A 17,161-nucleotide genomic window follows, 5' to 3' on the forward strand; every position below is an offset into this window, starting at 1 on the left:
CTCCCGCGACGGCGAATCAGTCTGCCGTGGTGCAGGTCTGATCAGCGGGGATGCAGGGTTATCCGGGCGTTGTAGGCGGGGCTGAGGCCGGTGTGATAGCGACGTGGGGGCTCGACGAGACCGGTGGCCGCACCGATGCGACGATGCTCGAGAATGGTGCGGAAGAGGATGCGCGCTTCCGCCAAGGCGAATTGGGCACCCAGACAGCGATGCGCGCCGGCGCCGAAGGTCAGCCAGGTGCGGCCGTTCGGCGGCTCGTCGAGGAAGCGTTCAGGGCGGAAGGTCATCGGGTCCGGGTAATGCCGTGGTGATTCGTGAATGAGGAGAATCGGGACTATGACGATGGCCCCCTTGGGGACGTGGACTCCGTTGACCACGGTGTCGCGCAGTGCGCGCCGCCCGGTGAACGGTGACACCGGGCGGATTCGCATTGTTTCGGCGACCACGGCGTCGAGGTATGCGTCGAGCCGGGCGGAGTCGCCTGCGTCGACCGCTGCATCGAGCTCGGCCATGGCTGCCGGGTGGACGGCCAGCATGGCGGCGATCCAGCCGAGCGTGATCGCGGTGGTCTCGTAGGCGCCGAGCAGGATGCCACGCATATTGCGGGCCAATGCGGCGTCGTCGTGCTGATCCAGTTCGGTGCCGACATACCGCGACAGCACATCCTTCCGGCCGTTTCTGTCACCGGGCGTGGACCGGCGCGCGGCGATTTCCTCGATGATGAGGGCGTCGACCTCGGCCTGGCGGCGGCTGAGCGGCGGGTAGGGCAACGTGTAGCCGCCGACCAGCGGGGTGAGCAAGGTGACGGCGAGAAAACCGCGACTTTCTATTTCCCCGAACCACCGGCTCACCGCCTGTTTCAGCCGGTCCTTGCGGGGCGCGGCCACGTCGCCGAAGACGACGCCGAGCAGCACGCCGATGGCCAGGTCGTAGCCGACCTTCAGAAACTCGAACGGTTCACCGACAGGCCAGCTCGGCAGTTCGCGCTGGACCACCTCCACCATGAGGTCCTCGTAGGACCGAAGTGCCTTGCTCTGGAACGGCGGTGCGAACAGCTTACGTTCGCGGCGATGTTCGTCACCGTCGAGGAAAATCAACGTCTGCTTGCCGAACATCATGTCGTGGCTGGAGAAGCGGCTCAGCACCTGCCCGACCGAGAAGTCGTCGTGGTTGGCGAACAGTCCTCGCACATCGTCCATGTCGTAAGTGACCAGCATGGTCGGAAATCCTGGCGGCGAGACGACGAACCGTTCGCCGAATTCCAGCAAGGGGGAACGGTGCGTGCCGGGGCGCATCAGTCCACCGATCTGCGCGATGTGGCGGGTGCGTAGCCTAGGGAGTTCACGCAGAGACAGCGTGGCATGCGACATGTAGCCATCCTTAACCCGTCGCTCGGCGACTCGCAAACATGAAATCCCCGCAGTGGCAATAGATACCGGGCCTATCACCGCTTCGCGCAGGCGAAGTCGTCGACGTGCCGGTAAGGATCTTGTACTCGAGTGTTCAGTGCATCACCGCGCGAGGGCCACCTGGCGCCCCGCTGACGTGGGCCCGGGCGTCGGTCCTCGGTGGGGCGCCGATTGGATCCCCGGCCCCGTCGCCGTCATCGTCGGCCGCCACGACCGGCCCAAAAACCTGCTCGGCGCGGTGAGCGCCCAGGACTACGAACCACCGTCGACGGTTTCGATCACCGGCAGCCACGGCACGGCGTGGGATTTGAAGGACTGGTGTACCGGGGTGAGCGCGCTGTGGTCGTCGAGGGCCATCATCGTGATCCCCATGGCGGTGCCGCCGTCGTCGATCGCGGCGACGAGCGAGCCACAATTGGGGCAGAAGCCGCGTTTGGTGGTCGGGAAGGTTGCGAACCAGGTCGGCTCACCGCCCGCACCGGTCCATTCGAACTTCTCGAGCGGGAAATCGACCCAGGCTGTGACCGGCCCGCCGGCCAGCTTCTGGCAGTGCGGGCACGAGCACAGGTGCGGCCATCCGGCCTCGGCATAGGCGCGGAACCGGATCTGCCCGCACAGACAGCCACCCTCATACATCGGCTTTCCCCTCTCTACCGAAAAGTGTTGTGAATACAGCTAATTCGCGCATCGCGTGACAGCCTTGACGTCCGCCCCGGTCAGCGTAATGGAACGCGGCGGGCCGAGCGGGGACTTGCGGCTGTGCCATGTGTCAAAACACCGCGGACTACTGAAAGAGTCTGATGTCGCGTGCCCCGGTGGCGGCCATGCAGAGACGTTCGGATGCCGATGCCGAGTCCGACACTGCGGGCCGGACGGCCCACCGTCCCGCGCTCAGCGCGGACCGCGGCTCAGTTGCCGGGTTGGCGTCGCGGTCGTGACTGGTGGGGTAGCCGTCGTTGTACCACTGGCCGTTCGCGTCGCGGGTCCGCCCTTCGAATTCGGTGCCCCCAACGTTCTCCCCGGGCCCAGGGGGCGCGGTGTCCGTCGTGTTGGCCATGAGCTCGTTGCCGGCGACCTCGTTGGGCGGCGTGCCCAGCGGGCTCAGTACTCGAACGTCCCTCGCGCCGGCGAGGTCCCGTCCTCGCGGTTGCGCATCTCTGCCCAGGCCACTGCGTTCGCCGATGTGGTGTCGGTCGGTTGGTAGGCCAGGGTGTGTTTGGTGCCAGCGGTGTATCCGACAGCAGTCACTGCTGCGGATCCCACCATACGGATCCGTCCTCGCCGTTCGGCTCACCCGGTCTCGAATTCCGCTCTTAGCGCGGCGAACAGCGTGTCCACCTCGGGGCCGAAGACCAATCCCGTGGCGTACAGGGTCGTCATCGCGGCATCGAGGGCGTCGGGTCGGTTCGCGTCGATGATGGTGGGCAGTGCGAAGGACGGACGGTGGATCGGACCCAGGTCGAAGGGGTTCGCCGTCGTACCGGCCGAACCGAGAACCATCGTTGCTTCCATTGCGCCGACGTGTTCGTCATCCGGCGGGCCGAAGTCCTCGTCGTGCAGTCGGGTCATGGCCGCGTCTACGTCGTCGAACGGGGGCGGTAGCGGTCGGCCGTCCCGCAGCGCCGCCAAGGCGGGCCGCACCCATGGCCGGTCGCTGAGGCCTGCTTTCGCGCAGGCTTGGGCCGCCGACCAGCGCGCCAGGCGCCGCAACTCGGGATCACCCATGGTGGCGATCGCCTCGGCGATCGCGCGGTCATGGCGTGCCAGGTCTTCCGCGCCCGGGTGATCTTCCAGCCGGGGTATCGGCTCCCCGCCCCAACGCTGCCGCTGGAAAGCGGCCGCTTGGGCCGGTAGTTCGTCGATGTGCAGGCGGCGAGAGCCTTTGTCGTCGACTACGACGACCCATTCCTCCGCGTCGACCGACGCGGTGACCTCGGGTAGCGGGGCATTCTCGGGCACACCGTATCCGGGCATGTTCCACTGCATGGCCGGTAGCGGTTCGCTGCCGTCGTCCGGCCAGAGCCGGATACGCCACACGTCGCCGGGTTCGGTCGACCCGGGCCAGCCGTAGTTGACGAATCCACGGCCGCTGATCTCGATCAGGTACTGGCCCTCCGGAACCGGGCAGTCGACCGCGCCGTCGGTGGGCGACGACAGGCACAGTGTGCCCTCCGGTCCGACTCGCAACCGGGTCTCACACACTTGCTGCCACTCGGCGCGATCGCCGGGCGGCCGCTCGTCCCAAACCTGAACCGTTACTGGCATATGGAAGTTGTTCTGGTGCGGGCTCAACACCACCACCGCCAGCCCATCGGAGGCGAACGGGTGCGCCGCCAGCGCCCGGTCGAGCAGTTCGAGTTCCTCGACCGGGCTCTCGACGCCACCGTCGATGCGGAACTGCCCGTAATCCATGAACAGAATCACGGTTTCCTCGCTGACCGGCCGCCTGAACACGGTGCTCATCGCGTCATCCTGGCACGCGAGGCATCTCGGCCCGAGGGCGACGTTCCCGGTCAGGGGGAGTCTGCATGCCGGACCAGCGCGGCGGCATGCGGCGCGACGGGCGCTGTGCGTATCTCCGAGTGCAGTCGGACAACCGTATGGTCCGTGGCCGTGCTGCGGATCGGCGGCATGTCGAAAGCCAGCGGCCCCGTAGCCTCGGACCGTCACTTGACGCCTACGTGGAGCTCGTGACGTAGAGTGCGGTTCCGGAGGACAAGCCGGGACCGCCGTCGGGTGCGGCCTGCGGACCGGCCTCCTGCCCGCTCCGCAGGCCGCCGGTACGACCGCGTGGCCATGGCTGAATCGAGGTCGGCGCTCACGTGGAGACCGCAGCGAACTCCCCGCACGCAGTGACGTCCTCCTCCCCGGGCGCGGCGATATCCCGTGACGCGGCGACGACCCGCCACATGGCGCGCCCGGCGCGTCTGCAAGCCCACAGCGCCGTCTCCACGGCCCTGGCGCTGCACAGCGATCACGCGTTGCGCGAGCTCGTGGACACGGCCACGCCGATCGGCGCCGGTATCGGCGGGAAGTCGGCGCTGCTGGAGGTCGCCGGAACCCCGGTCTTCATGAAGCGAGTGCCCCTCACCGACCTGGAACGGCAGCCGGAGCACGTCCGGTCCACGGCGAACCTGTTCGACATGCCGCTCTTCTGCCAGTACGGCGTCGGCCTCATCGGCGGGCCGGGCTTCGGAGCCTGGCGCGAACTCGCCGTGCACACCATGACGACGAACTGGGTGCTTGCCGCCGAACACGAGCGCTTCCCGCTGATGTACCACTGGCGGGTGCTGCCGGACACGACGCCGCTGCCGGAGGAGCTCGCCGACATCGACCGTGCCGTCGCCTATTGGGACGGCCGACCGCAGGTACGCCACCGGATCGAGGCCCTCCAGAACTCTTCGGCGAGCATCGCGCTGTTCCTGGAATACATCCCGCAGAACCTGCACGAGTGGCTCAACGCCCAGATCGAGGCGGGCGACGAGGCCACCGACTGGGCCTGCGCCATGGTCGAGCGGGAACTGGCCGCCCGCACCGCGTTCATGAACAGCCGCGGGCTGCTGCACCTCGACGCGCACTTCTGGAACATCCTGACCGACGGTCGACGCCTCTACTTCGGCGACTACGGCCTCTCGCTCTCCTCGGCGTTCGACCTCTCGCCGGAGGAGGCCGCGTTCTTCGACCAGCACCAGAGCTACGACCGCGGCTACACCGCAACCTACCTGGTGAACTGGCTGGTCACGGCCCTGTACGGGCTCCGGCGGGAGGACCGGGAGGCGCGCGCCGCGATGGTGTGCGTCTTCGCCGAGGGTAAGCCGCCGGAGGGCATCCCTGGGCAGGCCGCCACGGTCATCACCCGGCACGCGCCGATCGCCGCGGCGATGTCCGCGTTCATGCGCGCGTTCCAGCAGGAGAGCCGGAGCACCCCGTACCCGGACCAGGAGATCCGCTGCCTGCTGGGCGGCCAGGCCTTTCGGAGCCCTGACGTTAGGTGACCCACCGGGTCCTCGGAGCGCACATGTAGTTGGCGAACACCGATCGACATGACGGACATGGGGTGTTCCGGCCCCGTTCATCGACAAGGCGTGGACTCTTTGCCAACTATGCGGACCATCCGGAGTCGTTCTGGCTGTTTGCCGACGCGCCGACGCCACCGACGCGTGCGCTGACCAGACCCACGATCAGGTCCACGGTGAAGTCGAACTCGCGGTCGCGGTCGAAGCGGGCGAGGTGGGCAGCGGCAAGGCGGACCTGGGGCAGTCCGGATGACTCGAGAGTGCTCTGCCGTTCGGCGATTTCGCCGGGGTCCGCGGTGCCGTAGGTGGGCCCGGCGGAGGCTTCGCGCAGCAAGGTTCCGATCAAGGTGGCCAGCAAGGCGCGCATCAAGTGAACGGCGTCCTCGGGGCTGCAGCCGGTGCGGCGCAGTACCGCGAGAGCGGCCTCGACCGGAGCCAGGCCGGCGGCCGATGAGAGCTGGCGGGTCAGGACCAGAGTGGCGGCTTGGGGGTGGGCGAGGGTGATCCTGCGGAACTCATGCGCCCATGCTCGGAGGTCATCTTCCAGCGAGCCGGTCTGCTCCGGTGGACGCAGTTGCTCGAGCAGGTATTCGGCGACCGCGTCGAGCAGGTCGTCCTTGTCCCGCACGTAGTGGTAGAGGCTCTTGGCATCTACACCCAGCGAGCGGCTGACCGACCGCATGCTCACCGCACCGACACCTCCGGCGTCGATCACCGCCAGAGCTGCCTCTCGGATCGCCGCACGGGAGAGCCGGCCCTGCGCCTTCGGTGGACGCCCGCGACGGGCCGAGGCCTGGCGGGTCGAGGTCGGTGGCGTCGCGGGTGCGGGGTTCATGGCTTCCACTCTGGCATATTTCCCACGTTGTGGGTTTACTGGATCGCGCTGATCGACTTACCCGGCCACAGCAGCGGTCATGCAGCCGTGGCGGTCGATGCGGCCAGCTCGACGGCAACGGATCGACGCCGCGCGCGATCACCGCGATGGAACGCGTGATCGCCTACGACTGGCAGAAGGTCGAGGCCAACCACGCGCGCCTGCGCGAGCTGCGGGCCGCCGCCGAACCTGATCTGCTGCTGGTCAACGCCCACGACCCGCAGCTGCTCGACCGCGCCCTCGGACGAGGCTGAGCCACTTCCCACCCCATCCCGAGCCTGTGGTGACGTACGCCCGTACCCCGGGGTGCCCTGAGGCGGCTGCGTCCTTCGACGGAAAGAGCCGGATCTTCGGTGACCTCGCCAAATGGGTCAACCGCGGCAGCAGCTCGCCGGTGAGGACTACCGGAGCCTCTACGACGAAGCCCTCGCGCTCGGCTACGAGTTCGGCCCGAAAGCCAGGTTGACACATCTCCGTGAGCGCGTCACTTGATGCTCAGCGGTTTGCGGATAGGTCATCGCGCCCGGCCTTGATGAATTCCACATTTATGTGATCCAAGTCGGCGACGAAATCATTGATAGTTTTGACCATTGCAGCCGAATCATGCTCCCACTCCGCAATATCCGACTCGTTCGGCGCGCCAAAGCTCAAATATTTCCGCGCAAAAGTGACCCATTCGTCCTGATTGAATCGGATATAACGCTCGGCGAGTCGACCCGCGACGTCCGCCATCGCGGGGCTCCCTACCATCATCGCCAATTCCAGCTGACCCAGAACACGAATGCCCACGCGAGAGTATTCGGGTAACTCAGGTTTGACCTCTTCCCGACTTGTGCGCGCAATCAATTTTCCTTGTATCCTGCCAAGCTGTTCGAAAAGCGCGAATAACGTTGTAGCACAGTCGACATAGACCTTCTGACGATCGGAGCGCACAGCTTTATCCGTCTCGATACGGACGGTCCTATCAGACTGAGCGATGTTGACGTAGACCGCCGAACCCGCAGCAACAACACTCGAGATGACAGCCGCAACAAGTGCCGCGAACAGCGTGTATCGGCCACTCCGGCCAGCGACCTCGAGTGCGCCCTGGCGCGTCGGCTCGGCGTCAGGCTGTCGATCCGATGCCGCCGAGCCCGGATCTCCTTCACGCGGCGGGTGTGCAGCATCCTCCGACTCGGGCATCGGTCCGGTATCGGCGTTCATCACCTGCTCCTAGGCACGCACATACCCACGTTGCGATTGTTCCCTACGGGACAGTGCTCGACCGCCAACGTAATCGTATGGCAACTTTCCAGCTAACATCATCTCCGTGCCAATGGGCCGTAGCTGTCACCTTGTCGCGCCGGTCGCGTAAGACGCGTCAGCTACCGCCGAGGCGGCGACGGTAGAAACCCAATGCGATTTGATCGCTGGTGCGCCGGCATGCATGGTCCCGGGGGCCGGGGCCTGAAGAATGGTGGCTGGCCTGGCCGGGATTTTCATCACCGGAGCGGGGGCGTGTATCCGTCCCGGCCAGCGCGGCGTCGTCGTACACCACACCGATCAGGATTGCGTCGCTGAGGTCGGCGGCGGTCAGGTCGGCGTGGCGCAGGTCCGCGCCGATGAGTTCTGTGCCGGTTGAAGCTCGCGCCGACCCGCTGCAAGGTGGTCACGGCGGTCCAGGTGACCGCGTGGACTTGGTCGTCGGTCATCGGCAACTGAGCAGGTGATGGCGCGGAACCGCCGTGCAGGCGTCGAGGCAGGTCGAGAAAGTGGTGAGTTCCGCCGACCGAAAGCCTGCACCGGCGCTCGCTTCGGAGTTATCGTTGAAGTCCCTGCTGGAGGCCATGGTCGGGGTGCACAACAGACCTCCTGCCTGTGGCCTTGGGATACGACATGCACGCACCGACCGCGTCGCTCGCCGACAATCTCTGCATGCCGCCGCTCGCGAAGCCAGTCGCGGCGGTCGATGCCACCGCGCTGGTCCGGATAGCAGGGGCAGATGCCAACTCGCTCGAGTTGAGCTTCATCGTGGGTAACGAGTCGATCATCAGTGGTCCGCCAGCGCACCGTGAAGTCGGCGGGCTGTTCACATTTGCCGCCGATCCGGCGGTATCCAGCAAGTCGCGGCGTCTATGGCCTTCCGAATCGAGCGGTCGACGTCTGCCGTCTTACATCCCGGACTGCGGCCGATGCGTCGACGGAACCTGTGTCGGCGCGGACGCCGTCCTGAGCCTGGCTCAGACTGAGAGAAAAGGAATACGACATCTGTAGTGCTTGATCGTGAGGAATGGCCCGAGTGGCTACACCGGTCAGAATAAAGGTCTTGTCATGCAACAGTCTTCCGCTAGACCGATCGCTACCGGGAATAGGCTGTCCGACGGAGTTTTCCCGCTTTCGGCGGCCCAACGCGGAATTTGGTTCGCCCAGCACGTCGCAGGCGATGTCCCGATCTCTATTGCCCAGTACGTCGACCTGGCGGGATCGATCGACCTCGACCTGCTCGCCCCGGCAGCGCGCCGAGCCGGGCGCGAGTTCGGCACCGGGTATCTGCGCCTGATAGAAAGCGACGGTTATCCGTTCCAGTGCGTCGACACCACGCTCGACGATCGTGCACGCGTTGTCGACTTCCGAGGTGAGCGCGATCCCGCGGGCGCGGCTCATGCCTGGATGCGCCACGAATACTCGGCGCCCCTCGATCTGATGAACGATCGGCTGGCCTGTGTCGTCATGCTGCGGATCGCCGACGACCGCTGGTTCTGCTACTGGCGGATGCACCACATCGCGCTGGACGGCATGGGGGTCTCGGCCATGGCGCGACGCACCGGCGAGCTCTACACCGCGGCGATCGAGGGGAGGCCGCCCCCTGCCGCACAGGCCGAGGACCTGAGGAAGATCGTCGATGCCGATCAGGCGTACCGCAGCTCCGACCGTTTCGCGGCCGACCGGGAGTATTGGCTTCGGCACCTGGACGGGATCGCCGACCCGGTGAGTCTGGCGGGCCGTACCGCCGAAGTGGACGCGCATCCCAGACGTGTGGAGGCGGCGCTGACGCAGGAAACGGCTGCGTTGCTGGAGATGGTCGCGAAGGCGGCGTCGTCCGGTGTGGCGCCTACGGTGGTCGCAGCCTTCGGCGCCTATCTGGCTGCGATCACCAGTGCTCCAGAGGTGGTCTTGAGCCTGCCGGTCTCTGCGCGCACGACGGCGACGATGCGGCGCTCCGGCGGCATGATCGCCAACGTCGTCCCGGTGCGACTGAGCTTGCGGCCGACCACGACCGTCGGTGAACTGATCCGGGCAGCACAGGCTGAGCTGACCGGCGCGCTGCGGCGGCAGCGCTACCGCCAAGAGGACATCTTCCGCGACCTCGGTTGGCCGATGGACGAGGTAGCGACCTTCGGTCCGTCGGTGAATTTGATGATGGTGGACACCAGGGTTCAACTCGGTGCGGTGACCGGACGAGCGCATGTGCTGACGGCCGGGCTGATCGACGACCTCTACGTCAATCTGTATCCGGGCGTTGGGGGCGAGAGCACCCACATCGACTTCCAGGGCAACGCTAACCTGTACAGCGATACCGAATTGATCGCTCACCACAGCCGATTTCTGCGGTTCCTGCGCAGGTTCCTCACCGCTGGACCGGACGCGGCACTGTCCACGATTCCCGTCGTACCTGATAACGAGCTCGCCGAGCTCGCACCGGCACGCGGACCGACGAGCGTCGCGCCGCGCACGTTGCCCGAAATTCTCGCCGCGGGTGCGGGAATCGACCCCGGAGCGATCGCTGTCCATAGCGGGTCAGCTCGGCTGACCTACCGCCAAGTGGACGAATACACCAACCGGCTGGCACGCATCCTGATCGCCGCCGGTGTCGGGCCGGAACGCGGTGTGGCGATCTCGATTCCGCGCTCGATCGATTCCGTGCTCGCGATGCTCGCCGTGGCCAAGACAGGCGCCGCATTCGTGCCGATCGACCCGACCTACCCTTCGGACCGGATCGAGCATATGGTCGACGACAGCGGCGTCGGCATCGGCCTCACCGTAACGACCGCGCGAAGTCTGCTTCCGAATCGGGTGAACTGGCTGATCCTCGACGAGGACGAGACCGGCCGGGACATCGCGGAGCAGAGTGCGGCCGCGGTCGACGATACGGTGCGGCACGCTGCGGTGCTGTTGGATCAGGTCGCCTACATGATCTACACCTCAGGGTCGACCGGATTGCCCAAAGGCGTCCTGGTCACACACCGTGGCTTGGCGAATCTGGTCGCAAACTCCGCGCAGGGTTTCGGCGTCGCCGCGGATTCCGTAATGGCACATGTTGTTTCGCCGAGCTTCGATATTTCGGTCGAAGAGATCCTGGTCAGCTTCGCCGCCGGTGCGACGCTCGTCGTTGTTCCGCCATCGGCGTACGGCGGTGAAGAGATGGCGGCGGTTCTGCGCGCGGAAGGTGTGTCCCACCTGGACGCCACACCGGCGGTCGTGGGATCCCTCGACCCGGCGACATTACCCAGCGTGCGCACTGTCGTTGTCGGTGGTGAGAGCTGTCCAGGCGAGTTGGTGGCCAGGTGGTCCGGTCGTTCTGTACTCAATGGGTACGGGCCCACCGAGACCACGGTCACGGCGACCTTGAGCGACGCGTTGAGACCCGCTGGGCCGGTCACGATCGGAAGTCCGGCTCGCGGTTTCTCGGCGGTCGTGCTCGATTCCTGGTTGCGGCCGGTGGCTCCCGGGACGATCGGGGAGCTCTATCTCGCCGGGGCGGGTGTGGCGCGCGGCTATCATCAGCGTAGAGGCCTCACTGCCTGCCGATTCGTAGCGAACCCTTACGCGTGCGGAGAGCGGATGTACCGCACCGGAGACTTGGCTCGCTGGACCGAGAGTTCCGGGAGATTGGAGCTGGATCATCAGGGTCGCAGCGACTTCCAGGTGAAGGTGCGCGGCTTCCGTATCGAGCTCGGCGAAATCGATGCCGTTCTGCGACAGCACCCCGGCGTCGACTTCGTGGTCACCCTCGGCAAGGAGACCGACTCGGGTTCCACCGCGCTGGTGTCGTACGTGCTGCCCGAACCGGGTGCCGAAGTCTCTGTGGACGCGTTGAAAGCGGCTGCGGACAAGGCGCTTCCGGCCTATATGGTGCCCGCCGCGGTGGTAATACTGGACAGTATTCCGCTGACACCGCTGGGCAAGGTAGATCGCACGGCACTGCCAGAACCAGAGTTCGGCTCGGACGCGTCTGTGGGCAGACCACCTTCGACCCCACGGGAGCAGGCGCTGGCCGCGCTGTTCGCCGAGGTTCTCGGGCTGGATTCGGTGGGCGTCGGCGCGAGCTTCTTCGCACTCGGTGGCGACAGCATCTCGGCCATTCAACTGGTCTCGAAGGCGAAGTCCGCCGGGATCGGCCTCAGCGCACGAGATGTATTCGAGCGCAAGACCGTTGCCGCTCTCGCAGCGGTGGCCACCGAGGCGCGCACTCCGGTGGCACGCGAGCTGCCCGGCGGTGGCGTCGGCGCCGTCGAACTCACACCGATCGTGCAGGCGATGCTGGACCAAGGACAGACCTGGCGCAGGCTCGGCCAGGGGGTTTTGGTCGGTCTACCGGCCGACGTGGACCACACACGATTGGTCGAGGCCGTGCAAGTGCTTCTCGACCATCACGACCTACTGCGCTCCTCGATGCGAAACACCGATCACGGCTGGGAATGGGTTGTCGCACCAGCCGGTGCGGTCGAGGCAGGCACCTTGGTGGACATCGTGAGCGCCGATCGCAATGGCGATCCGACGTTCGATGACGAATTGCAAGCTGCCGCGGACCTGCTCGATCCGGAGGCCGGAGTCGTCGCACGCTTCGTGCTGATCGAACGAGCGGATGCTCCTTCCTTGTGCTGGATCGTGCTGCATCACCTGGTGATCGACGCGGTGTCGTGGCGCACCCTGCTGCCGGATCTGGCGACCGCGGCCATGGGCCTCGCCCTGGCTCCGGTCGGCACCTCGTTTCGGCGTTGGGCCCACGGACAAGTCGACCATGCGGCAGGCCGCAGCGCCGAACTGCCGGTCTGGCAGAACATTTTGGCGACGCCCGATCCGCCGATCGGCACGGGCGCTTGGGACCCGGCCCTCGACATCGCCGCCGCCGCGGGGACTTTCCGGACCATCGTCGTTCCGGATGTCGCGAACTCGGTACTCACCACGGTGCCGGACCTTTTCCACTGCGGTGCCGACGATGTGCTGCTGACCGCGCTCGCGATGGCAGCATGCCGCTGGCGTGATCGAAGGTCATTGCTTCTCAGCATGGAGGGCCACGGACGCACGGAGGCCGTCCTGCCCGGCGCCGATGTCGCGCGCACCGTGGGCTGGTTCACCACGGTCCATCCGATCGCCATCGATCTGACGGGCATCGACCTCGCAGACGCTTTCACCGGTGGCCCCGCGGCGGGCGCCGCGATCAAGACCACGAAGCAACAGTTACGCGCGGTGCCCGACAAGGGTGTCGGCTTCGGCATGCTCCGGTATCTGAACGCCGACACCAAGAATGCGCTCGTGGACGCGCCGACCCCGCAGATCAGCTTCAACTATCTGGGCCGGGTGCCGACCGACAGCGAGGCCGGGGCCTGGTTGCCGCAACGCTTCGCGGCAACGCGGGACGAGCGAGCGCCGCTGGCCGCGGTCGTCGATATCAATGCCGCACTGACCGACGACGGGCTGGAAGTGACGTGGGCATACGCAGCCCGGCTGCTCGAGGCCGTAGACGTCGAAGAGTTCGCCGATCTCTGGGCAGCCGCGCTGCGGGCACTGGCCGATCACAGCGGCAGCCCAGGAGCCGGAGGAAACACTCCTTGCGACTTCGACCTCGTCGCGGTGACGCAGGCACAGATCGACGCCTGGGAACGCACCTATCCGACTCTCACCGATGTCTGGCCGCTGTCACCATTGCAGCATGGCCTGCTCTTCCATGCGCTGTACGATCCCGAAGGCGCCGACGTCTATACGGTGCAGTCGCTACTCACGCTGACGGGTACCGTCGACACCGCGCGACTACGCTCCGCCGCGCAGACGCTGGTGGCACGGCACGACATCCTGCGGGTCGCGTTCGTAGAGACCGATGAAGGGCCCCGCCAACTCGTCGTCACCGACGCCGACATCTGCTGGCGGGAGATCGACCTGACCGGAATCGCGGAAGCCGAGCAACGACAGCGAGAACTCGACCGGGTGATCGCCCTGGACGCGGGCAGCCGGTTCGAATTGACCCGCCCGCCGCTCGTGCGCTGCACGCTCATGCGTATCGCTCCCGCGCAGTACCGGTTCGTGTTGACCAACCATCACCTTGTGCTGGACGGCTGGTCGACTGCGCTGCTGGTGCGGGAATTACTCACGCTCTATGCCACTGCGGGCGACACCTCCGCGCTGCCGCCCGCGCACTCTTACCGCGAATTCCTCTCCTGGCTGCGCCAGCAGGATCATGCTGCCTCGACCGCCGCGTGGGCACAGTACTTGGCAGGTATGGACATCCCGACACGGGCGGTCTCGACATCGACCGGCACGGAGGCGACAGGGACCGGGACGGTGTCCGCCGACCTGTCCCAGGATATCGTCGCACGTCTGCAAATGGCCGCGCGCGATTCGGGCACCACGGCGAACACGATAGTGCAGGCGGGTTGGGCGATGCTGCTGGCCGTGCTGACGGGCCGATCCGACGTGGTATTCGGCGCGACGGTGTCGGGCAGGCCACCCGAGCTGGCCGGTGTCGAAGAATCGGTCGGTCTTTTCATCAATACGCTGCCGGTGCGTGTACGGTTCGATCCCGCGGAGCGGGTCGCCGACCTACTGGCTCGCATGCAGAGTGAACAGGCACGGCTGATGGATCATCAGCACGTCGGGCTCGCTGCGATTCACAAGACGGTGGGCTTGGCCGAATTGTTCGATACGCTCACCGTTTTCGAGTCGTATCCGCTCGACCGAGGCGCGTTGTCGGCGCTGCCGGACATCGCGGGCATGCGGGTAGTCGACATCGAGGGCACCGATGCCACGCCGTATCCGTTGAATCTCATGGTGGTTCCGCTGCCCGGCAGCGACGGGCAGGCCATGCTGCGCATCAGCGTGAAGTACCACGCCGACCAGTTCGTGCCGGAGACAGCGCGCCTACTGTTGGATCGCTTGGTCCGGTTCCTGACTCAACTCGTAGGCAACCCACAGGCGCTGGTGTCCGAGCTACAGTGCTGCGACGACGCGGAGCGCGCCACGCTGCTGTCGGTGCGTGGACCGGCGTCGATGCCGCCGCGAACACTGCCAGAAATTCTCTGTGCCGGAGCACGGATCGACCACAGTGCCATCGCTGTTCGCGCGGGCGAGATAACGATGTCCTATGGCGAGCTCGACGCCTGGTCGAATCGTCTTGCCCGCGTCCTACTGCGCCGAGGCGCGCGGCCGGAAATGTGCGTCGTGCTTGCTCTCGGTCGATCGCTGGAATCGGTGGTGGCGGTGTGGGCAGTCGCCAAGACCGGCGCGGCGTTCGTGTCGCTCGATCCTTGCTATCCGATCGAGCGGATCGAGCACATCCTGGCCGACTCGAAGGCGGAGATCGGCGTGACGGTGACCCGCGAGACGCTACCGGGAACCATCGACTGGCTGCTGCTCGATGACCTCGATACGCGCCGCCGGGTCGAGAAGGTCTCCGCGGCACCGATCACCGACGCGGAGCGTGGGAGTCCCATCCGCATCGACCACGCGGCGTACCTGATCTACACCTCGGGCTCCACCGGCGAACCCAAGGCTGTGCTGGTCAGTCATCGCGGGCTCGCGAATCTGGTGGCCGACTTGACCGAGTCACTGGACTTGGATACGGCGGTCGGCGTCCTGCATGTGGCGTCACCGAGCTTCGACGCGTCGATCTTCGAACTGCTGACAGCACATGGCGCGGGCGGCGAACTCGTGATCGCGCCGCCTGACGTATGTGCGGGCGGAGAGCTGGATCGACTGCTGCGCGCCGAACGGGTCACCCATGCGTCGATCACGCCGTCGGTACTGGCCACGATGGATCCTGGCGGACTCGATCAGCTGCGGGTGCTTGCTGTGGGGGGCGAGCCCGCGAGGGCTGAACTGATCGAGCGGTGGTCGAATGAGCGTCGGATGGTGAACCTGTACGGTCCGACAGAGTTCAGCACTTGGGCGACCTGTCACCGCGATCTCGCCGCGGCAGCACCGATCACCATCGGCGGGCCGATCCGTGGCGCCGCGACCATGGTGCTCGACACCTGGTTGCGTCCGGTGCCGGTCGGCGTCGCCGGTGAACTGTACCTGGCCGGTCCCGCGCTCGCCCGCGGCTATTTCGGCCGTTTCGAGGCGACCGCGACACACTTCGTCGCCGATCCCTACGGCCAGCCGGGGGAGCGGATGTACCGCACCGGCGACATGGTGCGATGGGTCATCGGGGCCGACCATACATACGAACTGGAGTTTCTGGGCCGCAACGACTTCCAGGTGAAGATCCACGGCCTGCGGATCGAACTCGGCGAGATCGATTCCGTGCTGTGCCGCGATGAACAGGTCGAGTATGCGGTGACGATAGGCCGCGCCGGGCCGACAGGGGCAACCGTACTGGTGTCGTATGTGCTGCCTGCCGAAGATGTCACGGTCGACGTCGCGCATCTGCGTATGGTCGCGACCGCTGCCCTGCCCGCGTACATGGTCCCTTCCGTGTTCGTCGTGCTCGATACGATTCCGCTCAACGCGGTCGGCAAGCTCGATCGGACCGCCTTGCCCACACCTGAATTCGCGGACGGGCAGGCCGGGTACCGGCCACCCTCGACACCGACCGAAGCAATTCTCGCCGACATCTGCGCGGAGCTGCTCGGTGTCGACAAAGTCGGCGCCGACGATTCCTTCTTCGTTCTCGGCGGCGACAGTATCCTCGCTCTCCAGCTGGTATCCAGGGCCGAGCGGCGGGGCGTCCACCGCACGCCGTTTCAGGTGTTCCAGCACCGCACCATCGCCGCATTGGCCGCGGCCGCCGGGCGCATGGCCGATGAGCTGCCTCCAGTCGACGCCGGACCTATGCTCGACGTCGTGTGGCCGATCCGGCTCGGCGGCAGCGAACCCGCGCTGTTCTGCGTGTCTCCGTCCTCCGGAGTCGCCTGGCCCTACTCGGGATTCGCGGATGTGCTGTCGCCGGGCAGGCCGATCTATGGGCTACAGGCAACGGGCCTGGGCGGCGGCGAAGCACTAGCGCGATCGATCGAAGAGTTGGTCGATCGGTACATCCACGAGATCCGGATTCTGCAGCCGACGGGTCCATACCACCTGCTCGGGTGGTCGTTCGGCGGGCTCGTCGCGCACGCGATCGCCACGAAGTTGAGGAACGCCGGTGAGCAAGTAGGACTTCTCGCGCTACTCGACACGGACTCCGCGGACATCGATGGTGACAGCATCGAGCAGCTTTCCGCCGGCGGCTTCGTCAGTACTTTCGGCCCGATGTTGGGTATTCGTGGTGTGCCCGCCGATGCGTCCGCGGAAGATGCCGCCGATCTGATTCGTACCCAGCTGGGCGGTGTTTCGCCGATCGATGCGGGCACAATCGAGCGTCTGACGCGGTGGTACAACATAGTGGCACAGATCAGAACCGGATATCATCGTCCCGTATTCGACGGGGACGCAGTGTATTTCAGTGCGACCGTCGACGCTTCCGGCAACTCGGGCCCCGGTGGATGGCGGCCCTACGTGACCGGCGAGATCGTCGATCACGATATCGGAGTCACCCATGACGAACTGACCGCACGACACGTGTTGCCGATCATCGCGCGCGTACTCGACGAGCATTTGGCCGGTCGAAGATGAACCTTCAGGACAGGCCGGCATGTCACGGCAGCTCACGGAGATAGGTCGGGTCGGTC

Annotated in this window: 12 protein-coding genes; 5 read left to right on the forward strand and 7 right to left on the reverse strand. The window is 66.2% G+C overall.

Going from position 1 to position 17,161, the window contains the following annotated elements:
- Positions 1–41: 41 nt before the first annotated feature.
- The 4 genes from ACL03I_RS31140 to ACL03I_RS31155 all read right to left on the reverse strand — a co-directional run bounded on the left by ACL03I_RS31140 (position 42) and on the right by ACL03I_RS31155 (position 3,872).
- Positions 42–1,370: a cytochrome P450 gene (locus ACL03I_RS31140; RefSeq protein WP_355078127.1), complete on the reverse strand. Its 1,329-nt coding sequence runs from the start codon at positions 1,368–1,370 to the stop codon at positions 42–44.
- A 291-nt stretch (positions 1,371–1,661) separates the two neighbouring features.
- Positions 1,662–2,045: a GFA family protein gene (locus tag ACL03I_RS31145; protein WP_355078126.1), complete on the reverse strand. Its 384-nt coding sequence runs from the start codon at positions 2,043–2,045 to the stop codon at positions 1,662–1,664.
- A gap of 148 nt (positions 2,046–2,193) precedes the next feature.
- Positions 2,194–2,466, reverse strand: a complete 273-nt coding sequence (locus ACL03I_RS31150) for a hypothetical protein (protein ID WP_412807623.1) — start codon at positions 2,464–2,466, stop codon at positions 2,194–2,196.
- A 233-nt stretch (positions 2,467–2,699) separates the two neighbouring features.
- Positions 2,700–3,872 carry a hypothetical protein gene (locus tag ACL03I_RS31155; RefSeq protein WP_412807624.1) on the reverse strand — a complete coding sequence of 391 codons (1,173 nt, stop codon included), beginning with the start codon at positions 3,870–3,872 and terminating at the stop codon, positions 2,700–2,702.
- A 389-nt stretch (positions 3,873–4,261) separates the two neighbouring features.
- Here ACL03I_RS31155 and ACL03I_RS31160 point away from each other — a divergent pair, with 389 nt between their 5' ends.
- Entirely contained in the window at positions 4,262–5,404 is a 1,143-nt protein-coding gene (locus tag ACL03I_RS31160; RefSeq protein WP_412807625.1) for a BUD32 family EKC/KEOPS complex subunit, read from the forward strand.
- A 106-nt stretch (positions 5,405–5,510) separates the two neighbouring features.
- Here ACL03I_RS31160 and ACL03I_RS31165 read toward each other — a convergent pair whose 3' ends face one another.
- Positions 5,511–6,260, reverse strand: a complete 750-nt coding sequence (locus ACL03I_RS31165) for a TetR/AcrR family transcriptional regulator (RefSeq protein ID WP_412807626.1) — start codon at positions 6,258–6,260, stop codon at positions 5,511–5,513.
- Positions 6,261–6,406: 146 nt separating this feature from the next.
- On the opposite strand from ACL03I_RS31165, the gene ACL03I_RS31170 reads away from it, so the two are divergent.
- Positions 6,407–6,553 (forward strand): hypothetical protein, encoded by a 147-nt coding sequence (locus ACL03I_RS31170; protein WP_355078122.1) that lies wholly within the window; start codon positions 6,407–6,409, stop codon positions 6,551–6,553.
- A 112-nt stretch (positions 6,554–6,665) separates the two neighbouring features.
- Positions 6,666–6,791: a hypothetical protein gene (locus ACL03I_RS31175; RefSeq protein WP_355078121.1), complete on the forward strand. Its 126-nt coding sequence runs from the start codon at positions 6,666–6,668 to the stop codon at positions 6,789–6,791.
- A 3-nt stretch (positions 6,792–6,794) separates the two neighbouring features.
- Here the strand turns inward: ACL03I_RS31175 and ACL03I_RS31180 are convergent, their stop codons facing one another.
- Complete coding sequence (locus ACL03I_RS31180) at positions 6,795–7,502, reverse strand: hypothetical protein (RefSeq protein ID WP_355078120.1); 708 nt, start codon at positions 7,500–7,502, stop codon at positions 6,795–6,797.
- A gap of 157 nt (positions 7,503–7,659) precedes the next feature.
- Complete coding sequence (locus ACL03I_RS31185; RefSeq protein WP_412807637.1) at positions 7,660–7,902, reverse strand: pentapeptide repeat-containing protein; 243 nt, start codon at positions 7,900–7,902, stop codon at positions 7,660–7,662.
- A gap of 272 nt (positions 7,903–8,174) precedes the next feature.
- Between ACL03I_RS31185 and ACL03I_RS31190 the strand changes: the two genes are divergently transcribed.
- On the forward strand, positions 8,175–8,552 hold the full coding sequence (locus ACL03I_RS31190; RefSeq protein WP_412807627.1) for a hypothetical protein: 378 nt from the start codon (positions 8,175–8,177) through the stop codon (positions 8,550–8,552).
- A gap of 57 nt (positions 8,553–8,609) precedes the next feature.
- Entirely contained in the window at positions 8,610–17,105 is an 8,496-nt protein-coding gene (locus ACL03I_RS31195) for an amino acid adenylation domain-containing protein (RefSeq protein ID WP_412807628.1), read from the forward strand.
- Positions 17,106–17,161: the final 56 nt, after the last annotated feature.

It is taken from the genome of Nocardia sichangensis, assembly GCF_047200615.1.
Classification (GTDB): Bacteria; Actinomycetota; Actinomycetes; order Mycobacteriales; family Mycobacteriaceae; genus Nocardia; species Nocardia sichangensis.